This is a genomic window from Neisseria sp. LACPHL-SPEC-2024-00856, assembly GCF_047915665.1.
Lineage (GTDB): Bacteria > Pseudomonadota > Gammaproteobacteria > Burkholderiales > Neisseriaceae > Neisseria > Neisseria polysaccharea.
Genome location: NZ_JBLRPR010000002.1, coordinates 180,874 through 203,655, shown reverse-complemented (window position 1 = coordinate 203,655; position 22,782 = coordinate 180,874). Strand labels below are relative to the sequence as shown.

Sequence of the window (22,782 nt, the reverse complement as noted above, 5' to 3'; positions counted from 1 at the left end):
TGTTTGCAGGGGAAATCACATATATAATAATCGTTATCATTATGAAATGATTGAGACGTACAAACTTAATATTCAGGAGGAATGATTGTGGCTAAGAAAATCAGTATTTTGGTGGGTAGTCTTCGTCGTGCTTCTTTTGCACGCAAGGTGGCATTGAATGCGGTACAGATGTTTCCAGAAGGCTATCAGGCGGAAATTGTCGAAATCGGGCATCTGCCGCTTTACAATTTCGATTATGACGACCCTGCGGTGGAAGATGTGCCGTTGCCCGAAAGCTACACGGCTTTCCGCGAAACGATTAAGGCTTCAGACGGCATTTTGTTCATCACGTCCGAAAACAACCGCACCGTTCCCGCCTGTTTGAAAAATGCGGTGGACATCGGCTCGAAACCGAATGCCGACGTGGCGTGGAAAAACAAACCGGCCGGCATCATCAGCCATTCCGTCGGCAAGATGGGGGGCTACAGTTCCCAAAAAAACCTGCGTCTTGCTTTGTCTTATTTCGATATGCCGCTGACAGGGCAGCCTGAGGTGTTTTTGGGCAATTCACCGACGCTGTTTGATGAAAAAGGTAAATTGATCGACTCGGCAAGGGATTTTGTTCAGTCATATATTAATCAGTTTGTCTCTCTGGTGGAGAAACACGCAAAATAGTTGGAAACGGTCAAAAACCGCAGAATTTCTGTTCTGCGGTTTTTTGTTGCCGCTAAATTGCAGCTAATGTTCAAGTGTTAGAATAGCCGCGGTTTGTCTGAAAGGGAAAGTTGATGCGTGTTTTGCTGGTTGAAGATGATGCGATGATTGCGGAAGCGGTGTCGGCAAATTTGAAAGACGGCGGTTATGCGGTGGATTGGGTCAAAAACGGCGCGCAGGTTGCAGCGGCGGCCGCTGCCCAGCCTTATGACCTGATGCTGCTGGATTTGGGTTTGCCGGGGCGCGATGGTTTGGATGTTTTGTCGGAAATACGCGCGGCAGGCTGTACCGTCCCCATCCTGATTGTGACGGCACGGGATGATTTGTACAGCCGGCTGAACGGTTTGGACGGCGGTGCGGACGACTATATCGTCAAGCCGTTCGATATGGCGGAGCTTAAGGCGCGGATGCGGGCGGTGTTGCGGCGCGGGAGCGGTCAGGGACAGGTTTGCCTGTCCAACGGTGTGATTTCGCTGAATCCGGCAACGTATCAGGCGGAAATTGTTGCCGAAGGGCGGCAGGTCGCGTTGAGCAACAAGGAGTTGCTTTGCTGGCAAGGCCGGGCGTGATTTTGTCGCGCTCGGATTTGGAGGACAAGGTTTACGGTTGGGGCGAGGAAGTCGAAAGCAATGCGGTGGATTTTCTGATTCACGCGCTGCGTAAGAAACTGGGTAAGGAAAGCATACAAAATGTGCGCGGTGTCGGCTGGCTGATGCCGCGTCAAGATGCCGTCTGAACAGGAACGAAGATGCCGGACCGTTTTTTTAAAATTTTAAAACATTCGCTTCAGGTCAGAATCAGCCTTGCCCTGATTTGGATGTTTGTTCCGCTGGCAATGCTTGCAGGTATGTTTTCCTACTACGAAACCTTCCACGAAACGGAAGAGTTGCAGGACGACCTGCTCCGTCAGGCGGCATTGTACGTCAGCCCCGATTCCAAACCCGAAACTTTGCCTGAGGGCGACGGCGATACGCGTATTTTCGTGCAGATGCCGGATCAGGAGCCGATTGTCAGTCTGCCGATACATTTGAAAGACGGACTGCATACTTTGCGTGCGGACGGGGACGACGATTATTACCGCGTCTATATCCGCACGACCGAACAGGGACGGATTGCCGTCATGCAGGAAAACGAATACCGTGAAGATTTGGCGGCGGATGCGGCACGGCAAAGCGTGTTGCCCCTGTTGGCGGCACTGCCGCTGATGATACTGCTGACCGTGTGGATTACGCACAAAGCCATGCGCCCCGTCCGCAAATTGTCGCAAAGTCTCGAACAACGCCGAATCAATGACCTGTCTGCTTTGAGTGTGGACAATATTCCCAGTGAAATCAGAGGGTTTGTAACCGCCATCAACCTGCTTTTGAAACGTGCGGATGAAGACATCCGCCACCGTCAGCGGTTTGTTGCCGACGCGGCACACGAATTGCGTACGCCGATGACCGCCCTTTCCCTTCAGGCGGAACGGCTCAACAATATGCCGCTCCCGCCCGAAGCGGCGCGGCAGTCCGCCATTTTGCAGCAGAGCATCAGGCGCAACAAACACCTGCTCGAACAGCTTTTGGCACTGGCGCGTTCGCAGTCGGACGAAACCCCTCTGACGAAAATGACATTCGGTCTGCAAAGCCATTTCCGCCAAGTGTTGCAGGAACTGATGCCGCTGGCTTTGGAAAAACGTCAGGACATCGGTGTGGCGGTCGGAGGCGATGTCGAAGTGTCTGCCGACGAAACGGAAATCTATACGCTGGTTAAAACCTTTGCCGACAACGCGGTACGTTATACGCCGCCCGAAGGCAGGATAGATTTGGGTTTCACGGACGAAGGGAAATATCTCGCCGTGTGGGTGGAAGATAACGGGAACGGCATTCCCGAATCCGAACGCGCCCGCGTCCTCGATCCGTTTTACCGTATTTTAGGAACGGAGCAGCAGGGGATGGGGCTGGGTCTGTCTCCATCGCCAACACGCTTGCCAAAAAATACGGCGGATATTTGGAATTGTCAGACAGCCGCCGTTTCGGACACGGGCTGCTGATACGCGCCTTGTTGGACAAGGAATCCCTGAAATAGACAGATGCCGTCTGAAGCCTTCAGACGGCATTTTTTTACATCAGCACTATATCGTATTGTTCCTGTGTGTAAGCGGTTTCGACCGCCAGAGAAATAAAGAAATCGGGTTGCCGATAAAGCCTGTTGCCACAAAATACGGCGGATATTTGGAATTGTCCGACAGCCGCCGTTTCGGACACGGTCTGCTGATACGCGCCTTGTTGGACAAGGAAACCCTGAAATAGACAGATGCCGTCTGAAGCCTTCAGACGGCATTTTTACATCAAAACGATGTCGTATTGTTCCTGCGTGTAAGCTGTTTCGACTGCCAGAGAAATCGGTTTGCCGATGAAATCTATCAGCATTGCCAAGGATTGTGATTCTTCGTCGAGGAAAAGGTCGATGACGTTGGGTGCGGCGAGGATGCGGAAACTTTCGGCATCGTAGCGGCGCGCTTCGCGGACGATTTCGCGCTGGATTTCGTAGCACACGGTTTGCGGCGTTTTCAGACGGCCTCTGCCTTGGCAGGAAGGGCAGGGTTCGCAGAGGATTTGGCTTAAGTTTTCGCGCGAGCGTTTGCGCGTCAGCTCGACCAGCCCCAGACTGGTAAAACCGTGCAGGGTAACGCGGGTACGGTCGAAGGCGAGGGCTTTGGCAAGCTCCTGCAACACGGCTTCGCGGTGGCTTTCCTGCGCCATATCGATGAAGTCGATGATGATGATGCCGCCGAGGTTGCGAAGGCGAAGTTCGCGGGCGATGGTGTGGCAGGCTTCGAGGTTGGTTCGGAAGATGGTTTCGTCGAAATTGCGCGCGCCGACAAAGCCGCCGGTGTTCACGTCTATCGTGGTCATCGCTTCGGTGGACTCGATAATCAGGTAGCTGCCGAAGTTGAGGTTGACGCGCGGTTGCAGGGCGCGGCTGATTTCCTGCTCGACGTTGTGGGTTTCAAACAGCGGGCGTTCGCCTTTGAACAATTCTATCCTGCCCAATGCGCCGTGGACGTATTGTTCGGCAAAACGCGTCATCCGTCCGTGGTTTACGGTGGAATCGACGAGGATTTTCTGCGTGTCGCAGCCGACCATATCGCGCAATACGCGCAAACTCAAGGGCAAATCCTGATAAAGCAGGGTTTCCGGCGGCCGGATTTTCGCCTGTTCTTGGATGTGTTCCCACACTTTGGTCAGGTAGTCGATGTCGGACTGGAGCTGTTCGTCGGTGGCGTTTTCGGCGTTGGTGCGGATGATGTAGCCCCGACAGGCATTTTCCGGCAGGAGCTTGTCGAGGCGTTCGCGCAGGCTGCTGCGTTCGGCATCGTCTTCGATGCGTTGGGACACGCCGATGTGGTCTTCTTGCGGAAGATGGACGAGGAAACGCCCCGCCAGCGAGATTTGGGTGGAAAGCCGCGCGCCTTTGGTGTTGATGGGGTCTTTGATGACCTGCACCAAAACCGACTGTCCTTCAAACAACATATGCTCGATGCGCTGGGTTTCTTCGGGGTTGCGGCGTTGTTCGAGGACATCGACGATGTGTAAAAACGCCGCGCGTTCCAAGCCGATGTCGATAAACGCGCTCTGCATCCCGGGCAGCACGCGGCGCACCACGCCCAGATAGATATTGCCGACCAGGCTGTGTTCGCTGTTGCGCTCGATGTGCAGCTCGCAGATATTGTTTTCCTCCAACACCGCTACGCGCGTTTCCTGCGGCGTGATGTTGACCAATATCGTTTCGGGCGGGCGCGCGATGTCTTTGGGGATGGGGAGTCCTGACAACATGGTTTTTCCTGAAAATGTAATAAAAATATTTTTGCATCCGTTCCGCCGCGCAGCGCGGGTGCAAAAATATTTTTCACAATGTCTATCATACTTTAAAAAAGAAACTTTGACACATTCCGCACATGCCGTTTGAACGTGCATCTGTTCCGCACTTGCCAAACAGGGGAAATGCCCCTATATTGATTATCATTGCAAAACTTTCGGAAACCCAATATGCAGACCGTTACCATGTACACAGGTCCGTTTTGCCCCTACTGCGCGATGGCGAAAAGGCTGCTGCACGCGGCAGGTGTCGGACATATCGACGAAATCCGTGTCGATGCAAGCCCCGAAGCCTTTGCCGAAATGCAGCAGCTTTCGGGACAGCGCAGCGTGCCGCAGATTTTCATCGGCGAAACGCATGTCGGCGGATTTACCGACCTCTACCGCCTCCAGCAGGAAGGCGGGCTGGACGGACTGCTGAACCCTTAACCCCCAACTAGGAAAACAAAATGAGCGAAGAACTGCAACCCGTATTCAGCATCGAGCGACTGTATGTCAAAGACTTGTCTTTGGAAGTGCCGCACGCGCCGCAAATCTTTTTGGAACAGGGCGAGCCCGAAGTGGATATGCGCGTTTCCACCGGCAGCCAAAAGCTGGAAGACGGTTACTACAACGTGGACGTAACCGTAACCGTTACCGCCAAGCTGGATAACGAGCGCACGATGTTTTTGAACGAAGTAACCCAAAGCGGTATTTTCCGTCTGGAAAACATCCCCGAAGAAGATGCCGACCTGCTGCTCGGCGTGGCGTGTCCGAACATCCTCTTCCCTTACGCGCGCGAAGCCGTTTCCAGTACGGTAACGCGCGCCGGCTTCCCGCCCGTCTTGCTTGCGCCGATTAATTTTGAGGCGATTTACCAACAACAGCAGGAAGCCGAAGCCGCCGAGGCTTGATTCCTGTCTGCCGATGCCGTCTGAATCCGTTTCAGACGGCATTTTTGTTTTCGGATAAAATAGGCGCGTCCAAAGGAATCTGCCTATGATGTCACCCGAAACCCGAAAACAGCTCAAAATCACCGATGTTTCCGCCAAGAAGCTCGACAAACTCAACCTCCATACCGCATGGGATTTGGTTTTGCATCTACCGCTGCGTTACGAGGACGAGACGCACATCATGCCGATTAAGGATGTGCCGATCGGCGTGCCGTGTCAGGTCGAAGGCGAAGTTATTCATCAGGAAGTAACGTTCAAACCGCGCAAGCAGCTGATTGTCCAAATCGCCGACGGTTCCGGCAGCGTCCTTTTCCTGCGCTTCATCCACTTTTACGCCAGCCATCAGAAACAGATGGCGGTTGGCAAACGCATCCGCGCCGTGGGAGAAATCAAACACGGGTTTCACGGCGACGAGATGATTCACCCTAAAATCCGCGATGCCGAGAGCAGTGGTTTGGAGGAAAGCCTCACGCCGATTTATCCGACCGTAAACGGTTTGAACCAGCCCACTTTGCGCCGCATCATTCAGACGGCCTTGGACGTTACGCCGTTGCACGACACGCTCCCCGATACTTTATTAGGCCGTCTGAAATTACCGCACTTAGCCGAAAGCCTGCGCCTTTTGCATTCGCCGCCGCCAAGTTTCACTATTCATCAACTTTCAGACGGCACGCTGCCTGCATGGCAACGGCTCAAATTTGACGAACTTTTGGCGCAACAGTTGTCCATGCGCTTGGCGCGGCAGAAGCGCGTCAGCGGCACGGCGGCGGCATTGGGCGGCGACGGTACGCTGACCCAAGTCTTGCGCAACGCCTTACCGTTTGCCCTGACCGACGCCCAAGAAAGGGTCGTGTCCGAAATCCGCCGCGATATGGCGCAAACCCACCCCATGCACCGCCTGTTGCAAGGCGATGTCGGCAGCGGCAAAACCATCGTCGCCGCCCTGTCCGCGCTGACCGCCATCGAATCCGGCGCGCAGGCGGCCGTGATGGCGCCGACCGAAATCCTTGCCGAACAGCATTTCATCAAGTTCAAACAATGGCTCGAGCCGTTAGGTCTTGAAGTCGTCTGGCTTTCCGGCAGTCAGCGCAAAAAAGCCAAAGACGAAGCCAAAGCCAAACTCGCCGACGGCACCGTCAAAATCGCTGTCGGCACACACGCCCTGTTTTCAGACGACGTCGAGTTCCAAAATCTGGGTTTGGTGATTGTGGACGAACAACACCGCTTCGGTGTCGCCCAACGCCTCGCCCTCAAAAACAAAGGGCGCGACGTCCACCAGCTGATGATGTCCGCCACGCCCATCCCGCGCACGCTCGCCATGAGTTTCTTCGCCGACTTGGATGTGTCCGTCATTGACGAACTCCCTCCCGGGCGCACCCCGATTAAAACCCGCCTCGTCAACAACGTCCGCCGAGCCGAAGTCGAAGGTTTCGTCCTCAACATCTGCCGCAAAGGGCAGCAGGCATACTGGGTCTGCCCGCTGATTGAAGAAAGCGAAACCTTGCAACTGCAAACCGCCACCGAAACCCTAGAGCAGCTTCAGGCGGCATTGCCCGAACTCAACATCGGCTTGGTACACGGGCGCATGAAGGCCGCCGAAAAAGCCGAAGTCATGGCGGAATTTGCCACAGGCCGTCTGAACGTCTTGGTTGCCACCACCGTCATCGAAGTCGGTGTAGATGTGCCCAATGCCGCCCTGATGGTGATCGAACACGCCGAGCGCATGGGCTTGGCGCAGCTTCACCAATTACGCGGGCGGGTAGGGCGCGGCGCGGCAGAAAGCGTGTGCGTCCTCCTGTTTGCCGAACCCTTGAGCGAACTCGCTAAAGCGCGGCTGAAAGTCATCTACGAACACACCGACGGCTTTGAAATCGCCCGCCAAGACCTCAATATCCGCGGCCCCGGCGAATTTCTCGGCGCGCGCCAAAGCGGCGTTCCCATGCTGCGCTTCGCCAACCTCGAAGAAGACCTGTACCTCTTGGAACAAGCGCGTGAAATCGCCCCCATGTTAATCGAACAAAACCCCGAAATCGTCGAAGCACATTTGGCAAGATGGCTTTCCAGCAGGGAAGGGTATTTGGGCGTGTGAGCAAAATGCCGTCTGAAATATTAGAAAAAAGTGTAACGGAAATCTGATTTTGCATTATTTTTGACACATTTTCATGATTTCAAATCCCGTTATTCCCAAGTGGGCGGAAATCCGGTCATGGGAAGCCGCAGAGACTTATCGGGAAAAACGGCAAGCCCTCCGCCGTCATTCCCGCGCAGGCGGGAATCTGGAAATGAAAAACCACGGTGTTATCGGCAATGACTAAAGCAGGAGAAATGACGGAATCGAAGCGTGTGGAAATGTGTCGAAAATTGCTGAAATCGGATAAACTAGATTCCCACTTTTGTGGGAATGACGGTATTTTAGATTTTTGTTTTCGTGGGAATGGATGGGTCAAAAGCCGTCCGAACCAAAAAAACCGCCGCTTTCAGACGGCATCAAAAAACCGCAGGCACGATGCCTGCGGTTTGCTGTTTGCGCTTCAGGGGAGCAGGGGGATTGCGTCCAAGCCGTGTGTTTCCTCCAGTCCGAACATAATGTTCATATTTTGGACTGCCTGACCCGCCGCGCCTTTGACGAGGTTGTCGATAACGGAAAGGACGACCCACACATCGGATTGCGCCGCCTGTTGGATGCTGATGCGGCAGAGGTTTGCGCCGCGCACGCTGCGGGTTTCGGGTGTCGAACCTGCGGGCAGGATGTCCACGAACGGGCTGTTGCGGTAATAGTCGCGCAGGACGGTTTCGGGGCAGATGCCGTCTGAAAGGTGGAGGTAAACGGTGGCGTGCATACCGCGTATCATCGGCACGAGGTGCGGCGTGAACACGAATCCTTCGGCGATGCCGTCCTGAAGCCCGGCGATGGTCTGCCTGATTTCGGGCAGGTGGCGGTGTCCGGTTATGCCGTAGGCTTTGAAGTTGTCGCCGGCTTCGCACAACAGCGAACCGACATTGCCTTTCCTGCCCGCGCCGGACACGCCGGATTTGCAGTCGGCAATCAGCGGCATACCGGGCTTCAGACGGCATTGCCGCAACAGCGGCACGAGCGGCAGGGATACGCAGGTCGGGTAGCAGCCGGGGTTGGCGACGAGGCGCGCCTGTGCGACGGCTTCGCGGTTGAGTTCGCTCAATCCGTACACGGCTTGGGAAACGAGGCCGGGGGCGGCGTGGGTCATGCCGTACCAGTGTTCCCAGGTCGGAATGTCCCGTATGCGGAAGTCGGCGGAAAGGTCGATGACGCGCACGCCCTGTTCAATCAGGCGCGGTGCGTCTTTCATGGCGATGCCGTTGGGCGTGGCGAAGAAGACGATGTCGCATTGTTCCAAACCTGCCTCGTCGGGCGTTTGGAAGGCGAGGCCGTACACGCCGCGCAAATTCGGAAAGTAATCGGCAACTGCGGTTCCCGCTTCGCTGCGGCTGGTTACGGCGGCAACTTCGACATCGGGATGGGCGGCAAGCAGGCGCAGCAGTTCCACGCCCGTGTAGCCCGTCGCGCCGACAATGCCGGCTTTGATTTTTTTGCTCATGGTTTTTCCTTTGTGTGGTTGGCGGGTATGCCGTCCGAACGCTGCGAAACTGCGGTTCGGACGGCATTCTGTTTTAAAACATACGCTGCCGTTTGCGGTTGAGCAGGAAGCCGTGCCCGCCCGAGTTGGTGCAGAGTACGCCGTTTTCGAGGCTGCCGCACTGCCAACCTGTGCCTTTGATGCTGCTGCCGTAGGCGAGGACGGGCGGTTCGGGGCTGTACGGGTAGTCGCTGTAACAGCTCATATAGGCTTTCCCTTTGTTGTCGATGTTGAACACGTTGCCCCAGTCGAATCCGCATCCTTTGGGTTTCGGCATGGCGGGTTTGGTATTGTCGGTTTCGTGGATAAAGCAGGATACGCCGTGCCACGGTTCTTCGCCTTCCGGCGATCCGGTGTCGCCGCCGCAGACGATGTTGCCGCTCGGGGATTGGAAGTTGACGGTAAAAACGCCGTCGGGCGCATCGGCGCGTGCCGAAGCAAAGACGGCTGCGGAGATGAGGATGAGGAGGTTTTTTTGCCGCATCGTTTTATCCTTCGGATGTTGTGGGGAGATTGCTGGAAACGGTTTGCCCGGTTTGCGCGCCAAACTCCGCCAGCGTTATATTTAAAGACTGAAGGCAGGGTTGCATCAGCCTGCCGACGGCTTGTCCGACGGGGTTTTGATTGGCGGCGGAAGGACGGTACACAAAGCGTTTGAAAAGCGTGTCTAATTTAATGGCATCCGCCCCTGTTTTTAAAACCCAGCCCTGCCGTCCGGAATAAACATAACCGTAGCGCGCCAGTTTTTCCAAGAGCGCGCCCAATTCGTCGTAGCCCATACCGATATGCCGTCTGAACTGCCGGACCCGCAGGGCTTTGCCGCGTTTTTGCGCCGCGTCGAGCAAGAGTAAAATGTCCAACACATCGTCAAAGCCGCCGCGCGCGTCCGCATTTTTCCGAAACGCCCCGCCCTGCCAATACGACAGTGAGGCCGTCAGCACCGCCCCGCCCAACACCAGCGTCCATAACAGGTTTAACCACAGCAGGAAAAACGGCACGGCGGCAAACGCGCCGTAAATCGAGCGGTAGCCGTCGAAACTGCCCATATACCACACAAAAGCCGCGCGCGCGCACCACAGGCACAAAGCCGTCGCCGCCGCCCCGATCAAAGCGTGCCGCGCGGGTACGAAACGGTTGGGGACAAAGCAGTACAGCCCCCACAAAAGCAGCACCGTTCCCAGCGGCATTGCCAGCGGGCGCAGCAGCCACGATTCCCCCCATCCCGCCGTCAGCGAGATGCCCACGCCCAAAAACAGCGGCCCGCAAGTCAGCAGGGCCCAATAAACGAGGAACTGCATCATCCAAGGACGCTGTTCGCCAACGCGCCAAATGCGGTTAAACGCCTGATCTATCGTCCGAACCAGCATCAGCGACGTGACGAACAGCATCACGCTGCCGATGGCGGTCAGGCTGCCTGCCTGCCGGCGGAACGCGTCGAGGTAATCCAGCACCTTGTCCGCCCCTTGCGGCACGACGGTTTGTTTGACGAAGGACACAAACGCACCCGACCAGCTCTCAAATACCGGAAAGACCGAAACCGCCGCCACCGTTACTGTCAGTACCGGCACCAAAGCCAGCAGCGTGGTAAACGTCATACTCGCCGCCGCCTGCGGTACGCGCTCTTCACTGAAACGGCGGGCGACAAACAGCAGGAAGGCTACGCCGCCGTTTTCCATACCTTTTTGCCAATACTTTGAAAATACCGTCATTTTTATATGCCTGTACCGAACGGAAAGCACAGATTGTAACCGAAACCGCCGCCGCCCCCAAATCCTGCCCGTTGCGCCGCAGGTGCGGGGCCGGATGAAAACAAGCCGAAGCCTTTGCTGGCGCATCGCTTATGGGGGCTTTGTTTTCAAATGCCGTCTACAAAATGAATAAGCCCCCGATTTTTTTATTTTGACGGCGTTTCAATACTGAAAAATAATTGCCTTTTCCCCGGCAAATAGTCGGAATCGGCGGATGGTTCAGACGCAGCCTTTATTTTTTCCCAATATCGGCAAGGTCTTGGCCGGTTGGGGGCGGCGCATCGTGATGCGTCAAATTCCGCGAACAGGCTGTTTTTCGGAGATTTCAAGCCGCGCCGTTTCCCGGCCGGATGCCGCGGCGGTTTCAGACGGCATCGGCGGCGGTACGCAGTCCGCATTCGGAGTTTGTTATAATCCGATTTTTCCAACTTCGCGGTTCGCAAACCTCCCGCGTTACCAAAACTAGGATTCGATATGTCAAACCAACAAGCCCTGGTCATCTTTTCGGGCGGTCAGGATTCGACCACCTGCCTGATTCAGGCGGTTCAAACCTACGGGCGCGAAAACGTCCGGGCCATCACCTTCCGATACGGGCAACGCCACGCCGTCGAGCTGGAACGCGCAGAGTGGATCGCGCAGGATTTGGGTGTCAAACAAACCGTACTCGATTTGAGCCTGATGCGGCAGATTACGCACAACGCCCTGATGGACGAAGCCGCCGCCATCGAAACTGCCGGAAACGGCGTTCCCAATACCTTTGTGGACGGACGCAACGCGCTTTTCCTGCTCTACGCCGCGATTTACGCCAAAGGGCAGGGGATACGGCACATTATCGCGGGCGTGTGCGAAACCGATTTTTCCGGTTATCCCGACTGCCGCGACGTGTTCGTCAAATCCATGAACGTTACCCTTAATCTGGCGATGGACTATGATTTCCAAATCCACACGCCGCTGATGTACCTGACCAAGGCGCAAACTTGGGCGTTGGCGGATGAAATGGGCGTGTTGGACTATATCCGCGAGCAAACCCACACCTGCTATAACGGCATTGTCGGCGGCTGCCACGAATGCCCGAGCTGCGTGTTGCGCGAGCGCGGGTTGGCGGAATATTTGGAAAGTAAAAAGGCCGTCTGAAAATACAACCATCATCCGATACAAGCCTTATCATGCCCAAACTTTATATGTTCTATCTCGGCGGTAACGCAGGCCGCTCCAATATCGAAGTGCACGACATCCAATTTGCCGTGTGCGACGATTACTGCGAAGCCATCCCCGCGCTCAAAGCCGCATGGTTCGGCGATGCGGACAAAATCCACATCGACGGCTGGCAGGTTGTCGAATGGGCGGACGGTTACGACATCGCCGTATCCGAAACGCCCAAAACGAAAATGCCGTCTGAAAACGCCCCACGCCTGTATTTTGCCAATGTCGGCGGCTATCGCGCAGGGCAGCTCGCCGAAGCGCACGCTTTCGGGTTGTTCGCCGCCGCCACGCCTGCCGAAGCCAAACAAAAAGCCCTGCAAACCCTGTTGACCGACAGCTATGTTCAGCAGCATAAAGACAACTTAAAAGATGTGGACAACCTGCTTGCGCTCGACCGCATCGGCAATTTCCATATCCGCCTGACCCCGAATCCGCACGGCAAACCCGCCGAAATCGGCTTTCATGGCTATTTGCCCATTTGAGAACCCATGAAAATCACCAAAATCTTCACCTTCGACTCTTCGCATATGCTCGACGGGCATGACGGCAAATGCCAAAACCTGCACGGGCATACCTACAAACTCGAAATCACCGTTTCAGACGGCATTATCAAAGGCGGCGCGAAAGACGGTATGGTGATGGACTTTACCGACTTGAAAACCATTGTCAAACAACACATTACCGACCCCTTCGACCACGCCTTCATCTACCACGGCGGCAACGGGCGCGAATCTCAAATTGCCGCACTCTTGGAAGGCTGGAACATGAAAACCCTGCGCCTGCCCTGCCGCACCACTGCCGAAAATATGGCGGTCGAAATGTACGACCGTTTGAAAAACGCGGGGCTGAACGTGTGCCGCGTGAAATTGTGGGAAACGCCGACATCGTGTGCGGAGTATGAAGGGGAGTAGGGAATATCTTGAACGTATCGATATAGTAAATTCAAATAAGACATGCCCAACCGCGTCATTCCCGCGAAGGCGGAAACCCGGACCTTGGTTTTTCAGGAATATTTAAAAATTGCAGCAATTCCAACTCTTTGGATTCCCGCCTGCGCGGGAATGACGGTGTGGAGCGTCCTTATTTGAATTTATAGTGGATTAGATTTAAACCAGTACGGCGTTACCTCGCCTTAGCTCAAAGAGAACGATTCTCTAAGGTGCTGAAGCATCAAGTGAATCGGTTCCGTACTATTTGTACTGTCTGCGGCTTCGTCGCCTTGTTCTGATTTTTGTTAATCCACTAGTGGTACAAAATTCAAGATAGATTTCAAAGGGAGAGTTAATATTGTTAATTAAAAAAATAATTTTATGGGTAGTTATGACTTTATTTTGGATTTTCATTTTTTATCCAAATGAGAAGGAATTATCAACAAAACGATTTATTTTTGAGAAGTCATACAGTTATAATTCTGGCATACCATTTAACTATTTCTTAATAGATAAAAATCAGAATTCCATTATTTATTTCTTTATTAATAACTATATAGAAGAGGGTAACTTTATTTATTTTTCATATATTGATGGAGGTATTGTGCATGATTTCTGCTATACAAATAAAAAGTTAAAGCTATTACGTATTAACAAACTAACTGATAGTATAGAAAATGCTCAAATAAATAAGCACCAAATAGTTTTTGATAAAATTAATAAAATAAAATACAGTGATTTAACATGGTTGCAAAGTGAATATAATAGATGCAAGTAAATTTCTGTATTGATTATTTATTGGAAAAATTGCATTGTTTACACTTTTTTCATGCTGATCAGTGCACAGGTAGGGGGCGTGCTGGGGCAGAATGCGGTGGAGAATAATGCCCTAGACCGTTTGGACGGATTCACACCCGGCGAACGAAGCCTGAGAGCCAGAGCAGATAAGATCTACCAATATACCGTAAAACGGTTTTTTCTCCTGCACGGATTCCCCGTCTTTTCAAACGGCATTCCATCTCAAACGTACCCATTAAAAGGAACACCCATGAAACTCCTCTCCACCATTCTCGTTCTCCTCGTCGCCGCCGAACATTTCTACATCGCCTGGCTTGAAATGACACAGATTCCCAGCGAAAAAGCGGCGGAAATATTCAAGCTGCCTTATGAATTTATGGAACAAAAGCGCGTGCAGACCCTGTTTGGCAACCAAGGGCTGTACAACGGCTTTCTTGCCGTCGGGCTTTTGTGGGCGCAGTTTGCCGCGCCGGATAACGCCGTGTACGGCGCGACAGTACTGTTTCTCGGCTTCGTCCTGATTGCCGCCGCGTGGGGCGCGTTCTCTTCCGGCAACAAAGGCATACTCGTCAAACAAGGTTTGCCCGCATTTTTGGCAGCGGCGGCGGTGTTGGCGGTATGAAAAAAATCAGCGTCGCCCCCGAAAATCCCCAATACCGCATCGTCGAAATTTTTGAGAGCCTGCAAGGCGAGGGCTGGAACACGGGCATGCCTGCCGTTTTCGTCCGCTTGGGCAAATGCAACCTCGCCTGCGGCTGGTGTGATACCGATTATTTGACATTCAGCATAATGAGCCTGTCCGACATCTTAGGCCGTCTGAAAGCCTATGCCGCCCGCAATATCATCATTACCGGCGGCGAGCCGACCATCCAGCCGCATCTCGATGCGCTGCTGGACACGCTCAAGGCGGAAGGCTATTTCCTCTGTCTCGAAACCAACGGACTCAATCCTGCACCGCCGCAAATCGACTATGTCGCCACCAGCCCTAAAGCCTACTATGCCGCCAAATACGAAAAAAGCTGTATCGAAACAGCCGACGAAGTGCGGATTGTTGCCGACGGCGATGTCGTCGGGTTCTGCGAAAATATGGAACGCAAAATCCGCGCACATCATTACTACCTTTCGCCCTGCGAACAAGACGGTGCGATGAACATCTACGACACCATCCGCCAAATCGGTATTCTGAACAGCCGCCCCTACGCATCCGTGCATTGGCAGTTGAGCGTGCAGACACACAAATGGGCGGGGATAGAGTAGTTTAAGTAGTGCAACTCAAGGGGTCGGCTTACCGTTTTACCGATGTTTGACATACGGGAAGTGTACCGCTTCCGCGTGAAATTGCCGACATTTCCGCTGCCTAATTGGTTTGTAACCTTACTGAATAAGATGCCATCGTTGGGTACAAGCCCGGCTTCCTAAATTCCGATGGTCTTTTGAACCTTGCCGATACTCTGTGCCAGTGCGCGCAAATGGCAGGGTTAGGGAAAACAAAATGCCGTCTGAAACAGCATTCTGTTTCAGACGGCATTTTTCTGTTGCCGCCAAAAGGAAAAACCGCTCCGGCAATTTATGCCGAGGCGGTTTGGATTTGGTCGGAATGAGAGGATTCGAACCTCCGACCCCTTCGTCCCGAACGAAGTGCGCTACCGGGCTGCGCTACATTCCGAATTAAGTAAGGCGTGATTATAGCGCAAAAAATACGGCGTGCCTATACCGTTTTGCCTTTTTGCCGCGTGTCGGGCGGATTTAAAAGGCCTCTCCGACTTTTACGCCGCCCGCCGTGTCCTGCGGCGAGGCAAGGCCGGCAACAAAGGCTTGCGCCGCTTGGAAATCCGCCGTCTGCATCACGGCTTGCGCGGCGGCACTGCCGAGCGTGTTGGCCATATATTGCCAACGTTGCGCCAAAGCGGGATTGTCAGGAATGCGGAAATCTTCGCGCAGTTCATCCACAAGGTCGGGACGGTTGCAGACGAGGACGATGTCGCAACCTGCCTCAAAGGAAATGCGGGCGCGTTCTTTGATGCCGCCGACACCGCACGCGCCCTCCATAGTCAAATCATCCGAGAAAATTACGCCTTTAAACCCGATGTCGCGGCGCAAAATTTGTTTGAGCCAGATTTCGGAAAACCCTGCGGGCTTTGTGTCCACTTGTGGATAAACGACGTGGGCGGGCATAACCGCCGCCATACCTTCGCGGCTCATAATGCGGAAGGGGGCGAGGTCGGCGGCTTCGAGTTCGGACAGGCTGCGCCTGTCTTCCGGCAAGACCAGATGGCTGTCTCCTTCGACAAATCCGTGTCCGGGAAAATGTTTGCCGCAGGATTTCATACCGCCTTTTGCCAAACCTTTTTGAAGGGCGAGGGCGAGGCGTGCGACCGCTTCGGGGTTGCGGTGGAAGCTGCGGTTGCCGATGACGGCGCATTGTCCCCAGTCCAAGTCGAGAACGGGGGTGAAGGAGAGGTCTATGCCGCAGGCGGAAAGCTCGGTTGCCAACACCCGGCCGACTTGTCCGGCGGCGGTTTCGGCGGCGGACGCGCCGTCTTTGTCCCAAATTTGCCCTAAAACGTTCATTGCGGGCAGGCGGGTGAAGCCTTCGATGAAACGTTGCACCCTTCCGCCCTCGTGATCGATGGCGATGATGAGTTCGGGTGTGCGCAGGGCTTTGATTTCGGCGGTGAGTGTTTTGAGCTGTTCGATGTTTTGGAAGTTGCGGCGGAAGAGGATGATGCCGCCGATTGCGGGGTCGAGCAGGCGTTGTTTTTCTTCTCCGGTCAGGCGGAAGGCGGCAATGTCGGCCATTAAGGGGCCGCGCGGAATATGGGGGACGGTCATTGCGGTTTGCTCCAAAAAGCTTCAGACGGCATAGGCCGTCTGAACAGGGAAAGGGGTCAGGCGTTGGCGCGTTTTTTGTCTTTCAACAGAAAAATCAGCACCGCCAATACAATGCCTGTCGTGCCGAAGCCCAACAGCGCGGATTTTGTCAGACCCAATGCGAGGTAGCCCGATGCGGCGGCGGCGGCAACCGTCAGGGCATAAGGCAGTTGCGAGGTAACGTGGTCGATGTGGTTGCAGCGTGCGCCGGTGGACGACAGGATGGTCGTGTCGGAGATGGGCGAGCAGTGGTCGCCGCATACCGCCCCCGCCATTACTGCGGACATACACGGGATAATCAGCGCGGGTTCGACTTTGACTGCCATGGCGGCGGCAATCGGCAGCATAATGCCGAACGTTCCCCAGCTTGTGCCGGTGGCAAACGCCATCACGCTGGCGAGCAGGAAGAGGATGACGGGCAGAAAGCCGGGGCGGATGCTGTCGGCAACCAGCGTGGAGAGGTAGTCGCCGGTGTGCATTTCGCCGACAACCGTACTGATGAGCCAGGCGAGGATTAAAATGGCGATTGCGCCGAACATAGATTTCGCACCCTGCCAAACGGCTTTGGGATAGTCGGCGGTTTTAATCGTGCCGAGCGTGCAGAGGACGACGGCAAGCACGCCGCAAGTGCCGCCGAATACCAGCGAAGTGTTTACGTCCGTATTTTCAAACGCACCCAAAATGCTGAAGGTTTCGCTTGCCTGCGCGCCGGTGTAGATCATGGCGGCGACGGTGGAGGCGATTAAGGTCAAAACGGGAATAATCAACGCGTAAACCCTGCCCGCGATGCCGTCTGAAACGGCTGTTTCATTATGGGTTTCGTTCAAGGCGGCTTGTTCGAAACGTGCCATCGAGCCGATGTCGAAGGAGAACCATGCGACGACGAATACCATAATCAGGGCAAACAGCGCGTAATAGTTCATCAGGCTCATGGCGACAAACGTCCCCATCGGCGTGTATCCGGTGATTTTGTAGGTAACGAGCAATCCGGCAAGCGTGGCGATAATCGATGCGCCCCAGCTTGAAACGGGCATCAGGACGCACATCGGCGCGGCGGTAGAGTCGAGGATGTAGGCGAGTTTGGCGCGGGAAACTTTAAACTTGTCGGTAACGGGGCGGGCAATCGCGCCGACGGCGAGGCTGTGGAAATAGTCGTCGATAAAGGTTACGAACACGAGGCAGGCGGTCAGCATTTTCGCGCCGCGCCGGTTTTTAATGTGCCGTTTTGCCCAGTCGGCAAACGCCTGATTGCTGCCGGAGTAGGTCAGCAGTGAAGTGAAAATGCCCAAAAGTATCAGGAAAACCAAGATTTTTGGTTTGCCCAGCGACCAATCGCCGTCTGACCAAGCCAAGCCGACGACCATGTCTTTCAGGTGTGTCAGACCGTCGACGGGGTTGCCGCCGACCAAAAAGGCAACGCCGACCAAAATACCGATGCCTAAAGACAGCAGTACGCGGCGGGTAATGACGGCAAGTGCCAGTGCCAAAAAGGGTGGCACAACCGAGAAAAATGAATGTGAATAGTCGATCAGCTGCATGGTTATGGGGGTGTTAAGCGTCCGGATGGGGCGGTTTCTGTCCGCAACGGTTCGGATTTTGTTGGCAAAATGGGCGAAAGTATTTTCTGTTCCGGAAAATACTTATTTGAAATCAATTAACTGATTTTTTAAAATGCCCGTTAATCAGTGTTGACGGGCATTTTATCATCTAAAAAAATATTTTGGTCAAATTATGTGGGTTATTGCAGGGTTAATGCGATAAACAGTGTGTTGCCACGGCGCATGACCAGCAGGGGGACGTTTTTGCCTGCCTTGTCCATAGCTTTGCGGAAACCGTCTTCGTCATTGACGGGGACTTGCCCGACGGCGAGGATTTCGTCGCCGCGCCTCAAGCCTGCGCGTTCTGCCGCGTCGGAAACCCGTACGACGACGAGGTGTCCGCCGCTGCTGTCGGTATGTGTCTGAAGGGTAATGCCTGCGGATTCGACCGAGAACGTACCGGATTGCTGTTCGGTGTAGGGGGCTTCATCTGTTTTGGATGATGCGCCGGTATGCTCGGCGGCGTTGCCCAGCTTGACTTTGACTGTGATTTCTTCGCCTTTGCGCCATACGCCGAGGCTGACTTCTTTTCCCGGCGTAATGGCACCGACCATAACGGGAAGGTCTCCGGAAGAACGTATTTCTTCTCCGTTGAGGCTGAGGACGATGTCGCCCGCCTGCAGGCCGGCACGTTCTGCGGGGCTGCCGGGCAGGACTTTGGCAATCAGTGCGCCGCCGGCTTTGTCCAAACCGAACGATTGCGCCAAACCGTAGGATACTTCTTGAATAATCACGCCCAGTTGTCCGCGTTGGACTTTGCCGGTATTTTTCAGCTGTTCGGCAACATTCATGGCAACGTCAATCGGGATGGCGAAGGAAATGCCCATAAATCCGCCGCTGCGGCTGTATATTTGCGAGTTGATGCCGACGACCTGTCCTTTTAAGTTGAACAGCGGACCGCCGGAGTTGCCCGGATTGATGGCAACGTCGGTTTGGATGAAGGGTGTGTAGCTTTCGTTGGGCAGGCTTCTGCCTTTGGCGGACACGATGCCGGCGGTAACGCTGTTGTCGAAGCCGAAGGGCGCGCCGATGGCGGCGACCCATTCGCCCGGTTTCAAATCTTTGGGATTGCCGATTTTGACGACAGGGAGGTCTTCCGTGGCGTCTATTTTTAAAAGCGCCACGTCAGATTGGACATCCGAACCGATGAGTTTGGCGGTATATTCGCGCTTGTCGTTGAGCAGGACTTTGATGCTGCCCATACCGGCAACGACGTGGGTATTGGTCAGGATGTAGCCGTCTTTGCTGATGATGAAGCCCGAACCGAAGTTCAATCCGCCGTCGTCGGATTCTTCTTGGGGAATTTCGGGCATGTTCGGGACGAGGCGTTTGAAAAATTCGTAGAATGGATCGCTGTCGGCAAGCGGGTTGGAATCGGTTTCGGCATTGCCGCTGCCGTTTTGGGTGCGCGGGGCGGGGGCTGCCTGAATATTGACGACTGCCGGACCTTCGCTTTGCACCAATTGGGCAAAGTCGGGCAGCAGCATACTGACGCTGCCGTCGTCTTTGGTGTGTTCGATGCGTTCTACGAAGGATGCTTCTTTTTTGTCCGCACCGAAAAAGCTGCCTGCCTTGTCGCAGCCTGCCAGCGAGGCGGCACACAGTGCTGCCAAAGCGAGGTATTGGTATTTTTTGAACACGTTTTGTCCTTTGTTTCGTACCGATATTGACTTCAATGCCGTCTGAAACGCATGTTGTCGGCTTCAGACGGCATAGGTTGAAATTCTACAACGTCCGTCCGAATTTTCAAGCGTTTCATTTTGAAGGGCGGCGGCGGTCAGGCTTTGGCGGGATATTCGCACAAATCGTTGATGATGCAGGTTTGGCATTGCGGCTTTAAAGCCTTGCAGGTGTAGCGTCCGTGCAAAATCAGCCAGTGGTGCGCGTCCATCAGGAACTCTTTGGGGATGAAGCGCATCAGTTTGTCTTCGACTTCGCGAACGTCTTTTCCGGGTGCGATTTTGGTTCGGTTGGATACGCGGAAAATATGTGTATCGACTGCCATAACGGGATGGCCGAACGCCGTGTTCAATACGACGTTTGCCGTTTTGCGCCCCACGCCCGGCAATGATTCCAAAGCCTCGCGGTCTTCCGGCACTTCGCCGTTGTATTTTTCCAGCAGGGTGCGGCAGGTCTGCATGATGTGCTTGGACTTGGTTTTATACAACCCGATGGTTTTCGTGTATTCCATCACGCCGTCCAAACCCAAATCCAGCATCGCCTGCGGCGTATCGGCAACGGGAAACAGCTTCGCCGTCGCTTTGTTCACGCCGACATCGGTCGCCTGCGCCGACAGTAAAACGGCGATTAAAAGCTCGAAAGGGGAGTTGAAGTTGAGTTCGGTGGTCGGATGAGGGTTGGCGGCGCGGAAACGCTCGAAGATTTCTTGGCGGATTTGTCTGTTCATTTTTTTGTGCAGTCGGTTTGTGCGTCCGGCATTATAACGCACGGTTCAGGCGGCGTAATATTGCATTCCCCACAGAATGAAGGCGTAACGCGCCGTTTTGCCGGCAACCAGCATCAGCCCGCTTGTCCACGGATTCAACCGCAGCCAGCCGGCGGCAAGCGGCAGTGCGTCGCCGATGACGGGCAGCCAGGCAAACGCAAGCAGCCATACGCCGTAACGCTTCATTATCCTGATTGTTTTTTCAGACGGCATTTTTCGGGAAGGCAGCAAACGCCCCATCCAATAGGAAACCATACTGCCCAATCCGTTGGCAAGGCCGGCGCACAGCCATGCGCCGTATGCGTGTTCGGAAAAGCGGTGGACGAATAGGGCAAAGGCGGCTTCCGATGTGCCGGGCAGGAGGGTGGCGGAAGTGAAGGCGGAAAAGGCGAGTGCGGCGTAGGCGGAAAAAACGGTCATGTACGGTTTGTGATAAATCAAAATGAGGATTGAAAAAATACAGCGTCGGCGTGCTTGTCGGGATAATAGCGGATGTTGTCCGGCAAGGATATGCCGACGGCTTGCAAATTTGTGAAATGTCAGTATGATTCACGCCGCCCTTGAAGAATGTCAATTTTTGCCGTCCGAACCGTGTAATGTATTCCAATAAAATGAAAGGCAAATCATGTCTGCGCAATCACAAAACAACCATACGTCCCCGTTGGTCGTCTTGACCACGCTGTTCTTCATGATGGGTTTTATTACCTGCATGAACGACATCCTTATCCCTCATTTGAAAGAAATTTTCGACCTAACTTACGTTCAGGCGATGCTGATTCAATTCTGTTTCTTTACCGCCTATGCGGTGATGTCGATTCCCATGGGTACGCTGGTGGGTAAAGTCGGCTATAAAAACGGCGTTATCGGCGGCTTTCTGCTGACGGCGGTCGGATGCCTGCTGTTTTATCCTGCTGCGGGCAGCCATTCTTACGCGGTATTTTTGGGTGCGTTGTTTATTTTGGCTTCCGGCGTAACGCTGCTTCAGGTCGCCGGTAATCCTTATGTTACCCTGCTGGCGAAACCCGGCAAGGAATCGGCAACGCTGACGCTGGTTCAGGCGTTCAATTCTTTGGGTACGACCATTGCGCCTCAAATCGGCGCGTTCCTGATTCTGGCGGACGCAACCCAAACCGTCAGTAAGGCGGAACAGATTTCTTCCGTACAGATTCCCTATTTGGGACTGGCGGGGCTGCTGATTATCCTTGCCGTTTTCGTGAAAATGATCCGCCTGCCCGACGCGCGCAAAATTGCCGCCGAGGAAAGCGCGCACAACCACGACGGCAAAACCGGCGTATGGCAATACAAACATCTCGTGTTCGGTGCGGCAGGCATTTTCTGCTACGTCGGCGCGGAGGTGTCTATCGGTTCGCTGATGGTCAACGTATTGGGTTATCTGAAAGGGCTGGACCATGCTTCCGCCGCCCATTATCTGTCGTTTTATTGGGGTGGCGCGATGGTTGGACGGTTCCTCGGTTCGGCGGTGATGGCGAAATTCGCCCCCAACCGTTATTTGGCGTTTAACGCATCGGCTGCGGTCGTACTGCTTGCCGTCGCGATGGCGACGGGCAGCGGCAATGCGGATGTGGCGATGTGGTCGCTGCTTGCCATCGGTTTTTTCAACTCGATTATGTTTCCGACGATTTTCTCTTTAGCAACCAAAGGGTTGGGCAAATTCACCAACGCGGCTTCCGGTGTGCTGTGTACCGCGATTGTCGGCGGTGCGGTCGTGCCGGTGATTCAAGGTTGGGCGGCGGATACTTACACCCTGATGTCTTCGTTTGTCGTTTCCGTCATCTGTTACCTGTATATCGTGTTTTTTGCGGTGTACGGATATAGGGCGGACGAATAATCTTTTTCTTGAGAAATGCCGTCTGAACATCTTTCAGACGGCATTTTTGCGTACCGGTGTTTGCGGCGTGTGTGCCGAGGTTTTAATACTTCAATCCATAAAAGTCTTATATGCCAACAAACAAAAAAATAAAAAATTATATTTCAAAAAAATTAATTTAAATTGAGAAAATTGCCGTTTTGTTTCTGTCCGGCTTTTGTAAAACGCCAAAATGCCGTCTGAAAACGTCGGGCGGATTCGG

20 protein-coding genes, 1 tRNA gene and 3 pseudogenes are annotated in these 22,782 nt (G+C 54.2%); 14 read left to right on the top strand and 10 right to left on the bottom strand.

Annotated features, from left to right (window positions below):
- Positions 1-81: 81 nt before the first annotated feature.
- The 4 genes and pseudogenes from ACNAU7_RS03120 to ACNAU7_RS03105 all read left to right on the top strand — a co-directional run.
- Positions 82-654: an NADPH-dependent FMN reductase gene (locus ACNAU7_RS03120; RefSeq protein WP_416300606.1), complete on the top strand. Its 573-nt coding sequence runs from the start codon at positions 82-84 to the stop codon at positions 652-654.
- Between the two features lie 113 nt (positions 655-767).
- Positions 768-1,429: pseudogene (locus tag ACNAU7_RS03115) on the top strand (response regulator transcription factor).
- Between the two features lie 81 nt (positions 1,430-1,510).
- Positions 1,511-2,760 (top strand): annotated as a pseudogene (locus tag ACNAU7_RS03110) (ATP-binding protein).
- Between the two features lie 122 nt (positions 2,761-2,882).
- Positions 2,883-2,984, top strand: a pseudogene (locus tag ACNAU7_RS03105) (sensor histidine kinase); the annotation flags it as partial.
- A 33-nt stretch (positions 2,985-3,017) separates the two neighbouring features.
- On the opposite strand, the gene rng reads toward ACNAU7_RS03105, so the two are convergent.
- Complete coding sequence (rng, locus tag ACNAU7_RS03100; RefSeq protein WP_416300604.1) at positions 3,018-4,511, bottom strand: ribonuclease G; 1,494 nt, start codon at positions 4,509-4,511, stop codon at positions 3,018-3,020.
- A 213-nt stretch (positions 4,512-4,724) separates the two neighbouring features.
- On the opposite strand from rng, the gene grxC reads away from it, so the two are divergent.
- From grxC to recG, 3 genes are all read left to right on the top strand, one after another.
- Complete coding sequence (grxC, locus tag ACNAU7_RS03095) at positions 4,725-4,982, top strand: glutaredoxin 3 (RefSeq protein WP_002221441.1); 258 nt, start codon at positions 4,725-4,727, stop codon at positions 4,980-4,982.
- Positions 4,983-5,002: 20 nt separating this feature from the next.
- Entirely contained in the window at positions 5,003-5,446 is a 444-nt protein-coding gene (secB, locus tag ACNAU7_RS03090) for a protein-export chaperone SecB (protein ID WP_416300595.1), read from the top strand.
- Between the two features lie 85 nt (positions 5,447-5,531).
- Positions 5,532-7,574, top strand: a complete 2,043-nt coding sequence (gene recG / locus ACNAU7_RS03085; protein ID WP_416300593.1) for an ATP-dependent DNA helicase RecG — start codon at positions 5,532-5,534, stop codon at positions 7,572-7,574.
- Between the two features lie 442 nt (positions 7,575-8,016).
- On the opposite strand, the gene argC is transcribed toward recG, so the two are convergent.
- The 3 genes from argC to ACNAU7_RS03070 all read right to left on the bottom strand — a co-directional run bounded on the left by argC (position 8,017) and on the right by ACNAU7_RS03070 (position 10,808).
- Positions 8,017-9,060: an N-acetyl-gamma-glutamyl-phosphate reductase gene (gene argC / locus ACNAU7_RS03080; protein WP_416300591.1), complete on the bottom strand. Its 1,044-nt coding sequence runs from the start codon at positions 9,058-9,060 to the stop codon at positions 8,017-8,019.
- Between the two features lie 73 nt (positions 9,061-9,133).
- Positions 9,134-9,583 (bottom strand): DUF6636 domain-containing protein, encoded by a 450-nt coding sequence (locus tag ACNAU7_RS03075; protein WP_416300589.1) that lies wholly within the window; start codon positions 9,581-9,583, stop codon positions 9,134-9,136.
- 4 nt (positions 9,584-9,587) lie between these two features.
- The gene (locus tag ACNAU7_RS03070; RefSeq protein ID WP_416300587.1) at positions 9,588-10,808 is read right to left on the bottom strand and encodes a YihY family inner membrane protein; all 1,221 of its coding nucleotides are present in this window, start codon (positions 10,806-10,808) and stop codon (positions 9,588-9,590) included.
- 513 nt (positions 10,809-11,321) lie between these two features.
- Between ACNAU7_RS03070 and queC the strand changes: the two genes are divergently transcribed.
- The 6 genes from queC to ACNAU7_RS03040 all read left to right on the top strand — a co-directional run bounded on the left by queC (position 11,322) and on the right by ACNAU7_RS03040 (position 15,034).
- Positions 11,322-11,981 carry a 7-cyano-7-deazaguanine synthase QueC gene (gene queC / locus ACNAU7_RS03065; protein ID WP_416300585.1) on the top strand — a complete coding sequence of 220 codons (660 nt, stop codon included), beginning with the start codon at positions 11,322-11,324 and terminating at the stop codon, positions 11,979-11,981.
- A gap of 32 nt (positions 11,982-12,013) precedes the next feature.
- Positions 12,014-12,532, top strand: coding sequence for a DUF1543 domain-containing protein (locus ACNAU7_RS03060; protein WP_416300583.1), 519 nt, complete (start codon positions 12,014-12,016; stop codon positions 12,530-12,532).
- A 6-nt stretch (positions 12,533-12,538) separates the two neighbouring features.
- The gene (gene queD / locus ACNAU7_RS03055) at positions 12,539-12,961 is read left to right on the top strand and encodes a 6-carboxytetrahydropterin synthase QueD (RefSeq protein ID WP_416300581.1); all 423 of its coding nucleotides are present in this window, start codon (positions 12,539-12,541) and stop codon (positions 12,959-12,961) included.
- A 376-nt stretch (positions 12,962-13,337) separates the two neighbouring features.
- On the top strand, positions 13,338-13,757 hold the full coding sequence (locus ACNAU7_RS03050) for a hypothetical protein (protein WP_042508533.1): 420 nt from the start codon (positions 13,338-13,340) through the stop codon (positions 13,755-13,757).
- A 270-nt stretch (positions 13,758-14,027) separates the two neighbouring features.
- Positions 14,028-14,399 (top strand): DUF1304 domain-containing protein, encoded by a 372-nt coding sequence (locus ACNAU7_RS03045; protein ID WP_025456926.1) that lies wholly within the window; start codon positions 14,028-14,030, stop codon positions 14,397-14,399.
- Positions 14,396-15,034 carry a 7-carboxy-7-deazaguanine synthase QueE gene (locus tag ACNAU7_RS03040; RefSeq protein ID WP_416300579.1) on the top strand — a complete coding sequence of 213 codons (639 nt, stop codon included), beginning with the start codon at positions 14,396-14,398 and terminating at the stop codon, positions 15,032-15,034. The genes ACNAU7_RS03045 and ACNAU7_RS03040 overlap by 4 nt, the downstream gene beginning before the upstream one ends.
- A gap of 332 nt (positions 15,035-15,366) precedes the next feature.
- On the opposite strand, the gene ACNAU7_RS03035 is transcribed toward ACNAU7_RS03040, so the two are convergent.
- The 6 genes from ACNAU7_RS03035 to ACNAU7_RS03010 all read right to left on the bottom strand — a co-directional run bounded on the left by ACNAU7_RS03035 (position 15,367) and on the right by ACNAU7_RS03010 (position 21,112).
- Positions 15,367-15,443, bottom strand: a tRNA-Pro gene (locus ACNAU7_RS03035).
- 80 nt (positions 15,444-15,523) lie between these two features.
- Positions 15,524-16,609 (bottom strand): beta-N-acetylhexosaminidase, encoded by a 1,086-nt coding sequence (nagZ, locus tag ACNAU7_RS03030; RefSeq protein ID WP_416300806.1) that lies wholly within the window; start codon positions 16,607-16,609, stop codon positions 15,524-15,526.
- 56 nt (positions 16,610-16,665) lie between these two features.
- Positions 16,666-18,186, bottom strand: a complete 1,521-nt coding sequence (locus ACNAU7_RS03025; protein ID WP_416300577.1) for a Na+/H+ antiporter NhaC family protein — start codon at positions 18,184-18,186, stop codon at positions 16,666-16,668.
- Between the two features lie 200 nt (positions 18,187-18,386).
- Complete coding sequence (locus ACNAU7_RS03020; protein WP_416300575.1) at positions 18,387-19,886, bottom strand: DegQ family serine endoprotease; 1,500 nt, start codon at positions 19,884-19,886, stop codon at positions 18,387-18,389.
- Positions 19,887-20,023: 137 nt separating this feature from the next.
- Positions 20,024-20,653: an endonuclease III gene (gene nth, locus ACNAU7_RS03015; RefSeq protein ID WP_416300573.1), complete on the bottom strand. Its 630-nt coding sequence runs from the start codon at positions 20,651-20,653 to the stop codon at positions 20,024-20,026.
- 45 nt (positions 20,654-20,698) lie between these two features.
- Complete coding sequence (locus tag ACNAU7_RS03010) at positions 20,699-21,112, bottom strand: YqaA family protein (protein WP_314169365.1); 414 nt, start codon at positions 21,110-21,112, stop codon at positions 20,699-20,701.
- Between the two features lie 205 nt (positions 21,113-21,317).
- Here ACNAU7_RS03010 and ACNAU7_RS03005 point away from each other — a divergent pair, with 205 nt between their 5' ends.
- On the top strand, positions 21,318-22,541 hold the full coding sequence (locus ACNAU7_RS03005) for a sugar MFS transporter (protein ID WP_416300570.1): 1,224 nt from the start codon (positions 21,318-21,320) through the stop codon (positions 22,539-22,541).
- The last annotated feature ends 241 nt before the right edge of the window (positions 22,542-22,782 follow it).

Excerpts from the sequence above, each read along its gene's own strand:
- secB (WP_416300595.1), top strand. The coding sequence starts at position 5,003 with ATGAGCGAAGAACTGCAACCCGTATTCAGCATCGAGCGACTGTATGTC.
- ACNAU7_RS03025 (WP_416300577.1), bottom strand. The coding sequence starts at position 18,186 with ATGCAGCTGATCGACTATTCACATTCATTTTTCTCGGTTGTGCCACCC.
- nagZ (WP_416300806.1), bottom strand. The coding sequence starts at position 16,609 with ATGACCGTCCCCCATATTCCGCGCGGCCCCTTAATGGCCGACATTGCC.
- queC (WP_416300585.1), top strand. The coding sequence starts at position 11,322 with ATGTCAAACCAACAAGCCCTGGTCATCTTTTCGGGCGGTCAGGATTCG.
- queD (WP_416300581.1), top strand. The coding sequence starts at position 12,539 with ATGAAAATCACCAAAATCTTCACCTTCGACTCTTCGCATATGCTCGAC.
- argC (WP_416300591.1), bottom strand. The coding sequence starts at position 9,060 with ATGAGCAAAAAAATCAAAGCCGGCATTGTCGGCGCGACGGGCTACACG.
- ACNAU7_RS03040 (WP_416300579.1), top strand. The coding sequence starts at position 14,396 with ATGAAAAAAATCAGCGTCGCCCCCGAAAATCCCCAATACCGCATCGTC.
- ACNAU7_RS03070 (WP_416300587.1), bottom strand. The coding sequence starts at position 10,808 with ATGACGGTATTTTCAAAGTATTGGCAAAAAGGTATGGAAAACGGCGGC.
- ACNAU7_RS03120 (WP_416300606.1), top strand. The coding sequence starts at position 82 with ATGATTGTGGCTAAGAAAATCAGTATTTTGGTGGGTAGTCTTCGTCGT.
- ACNAU7_RS03045 (WP_025456926.1), top strand. The coding sequence starts at position 14,028 with ATGAAACTCCTCTCCACCATTCTCGTTCTCCTCGTCGCCGCCGAACAT.
- rng (WP_416300604.1), bottom strand. The coding sequence starts at position 4,511 with ATGTTGTCAGGACTCCCCATCCCCAAAGACATCGCGCGCCCGCCCGAA.
- ACNAU7_RS03060 (WP_416300583.1), top strand. The coding sequence starts at position 12,014 with ATGCCCAAACTTTATATGTTCTATCTCGGCGGTAACGCAGGCCGCTCC.
- grxC (WP_002221441.1), top strand. The coding sequence starts at position 4,725 with ATGCAGACCGTTACCATGTACACAGGTCCGTTTTGCCCCTACTGCGCG.
- ACNAU7_RS03075 (WP_416300589.1), bottom strand. The coding sequence starts at position 9,583 with ATGCGGCAAAAAAACCTCCTCATCCTCATCTCCGCAGCCGTCTTTGCT.
- ACNAU7_RS03010 (WP_314169365.1), bottom strand. The coding sequence starts at position 21,112 with ATGACCGTTTTTTCCGCCTACGCCGCACTCGCCTTTTCCGCCTTCACT.
- nth (WP_416300573.1), bottom strand. The coding sequence starts at position 20,653 with ATGAACAGACAAATCCGCCAAGAAATCTTCGAGCGTTTCCGCGCCGCC.
- recG (WP_416300593.1), top strand. The coding sequence starts at position 5,532 with ATGATGTCACCCGAAACCCGAAAACAGCTCAAAATCACCGATGTTTCC.
- ACNAU7_RS03005 (WP_416300570.1), top strand. The coding sequence starts at position 21,318 with ATGTCTGCGCAATCACAAAACAACCATACGTCCCCGTTGGTCGTCTTG.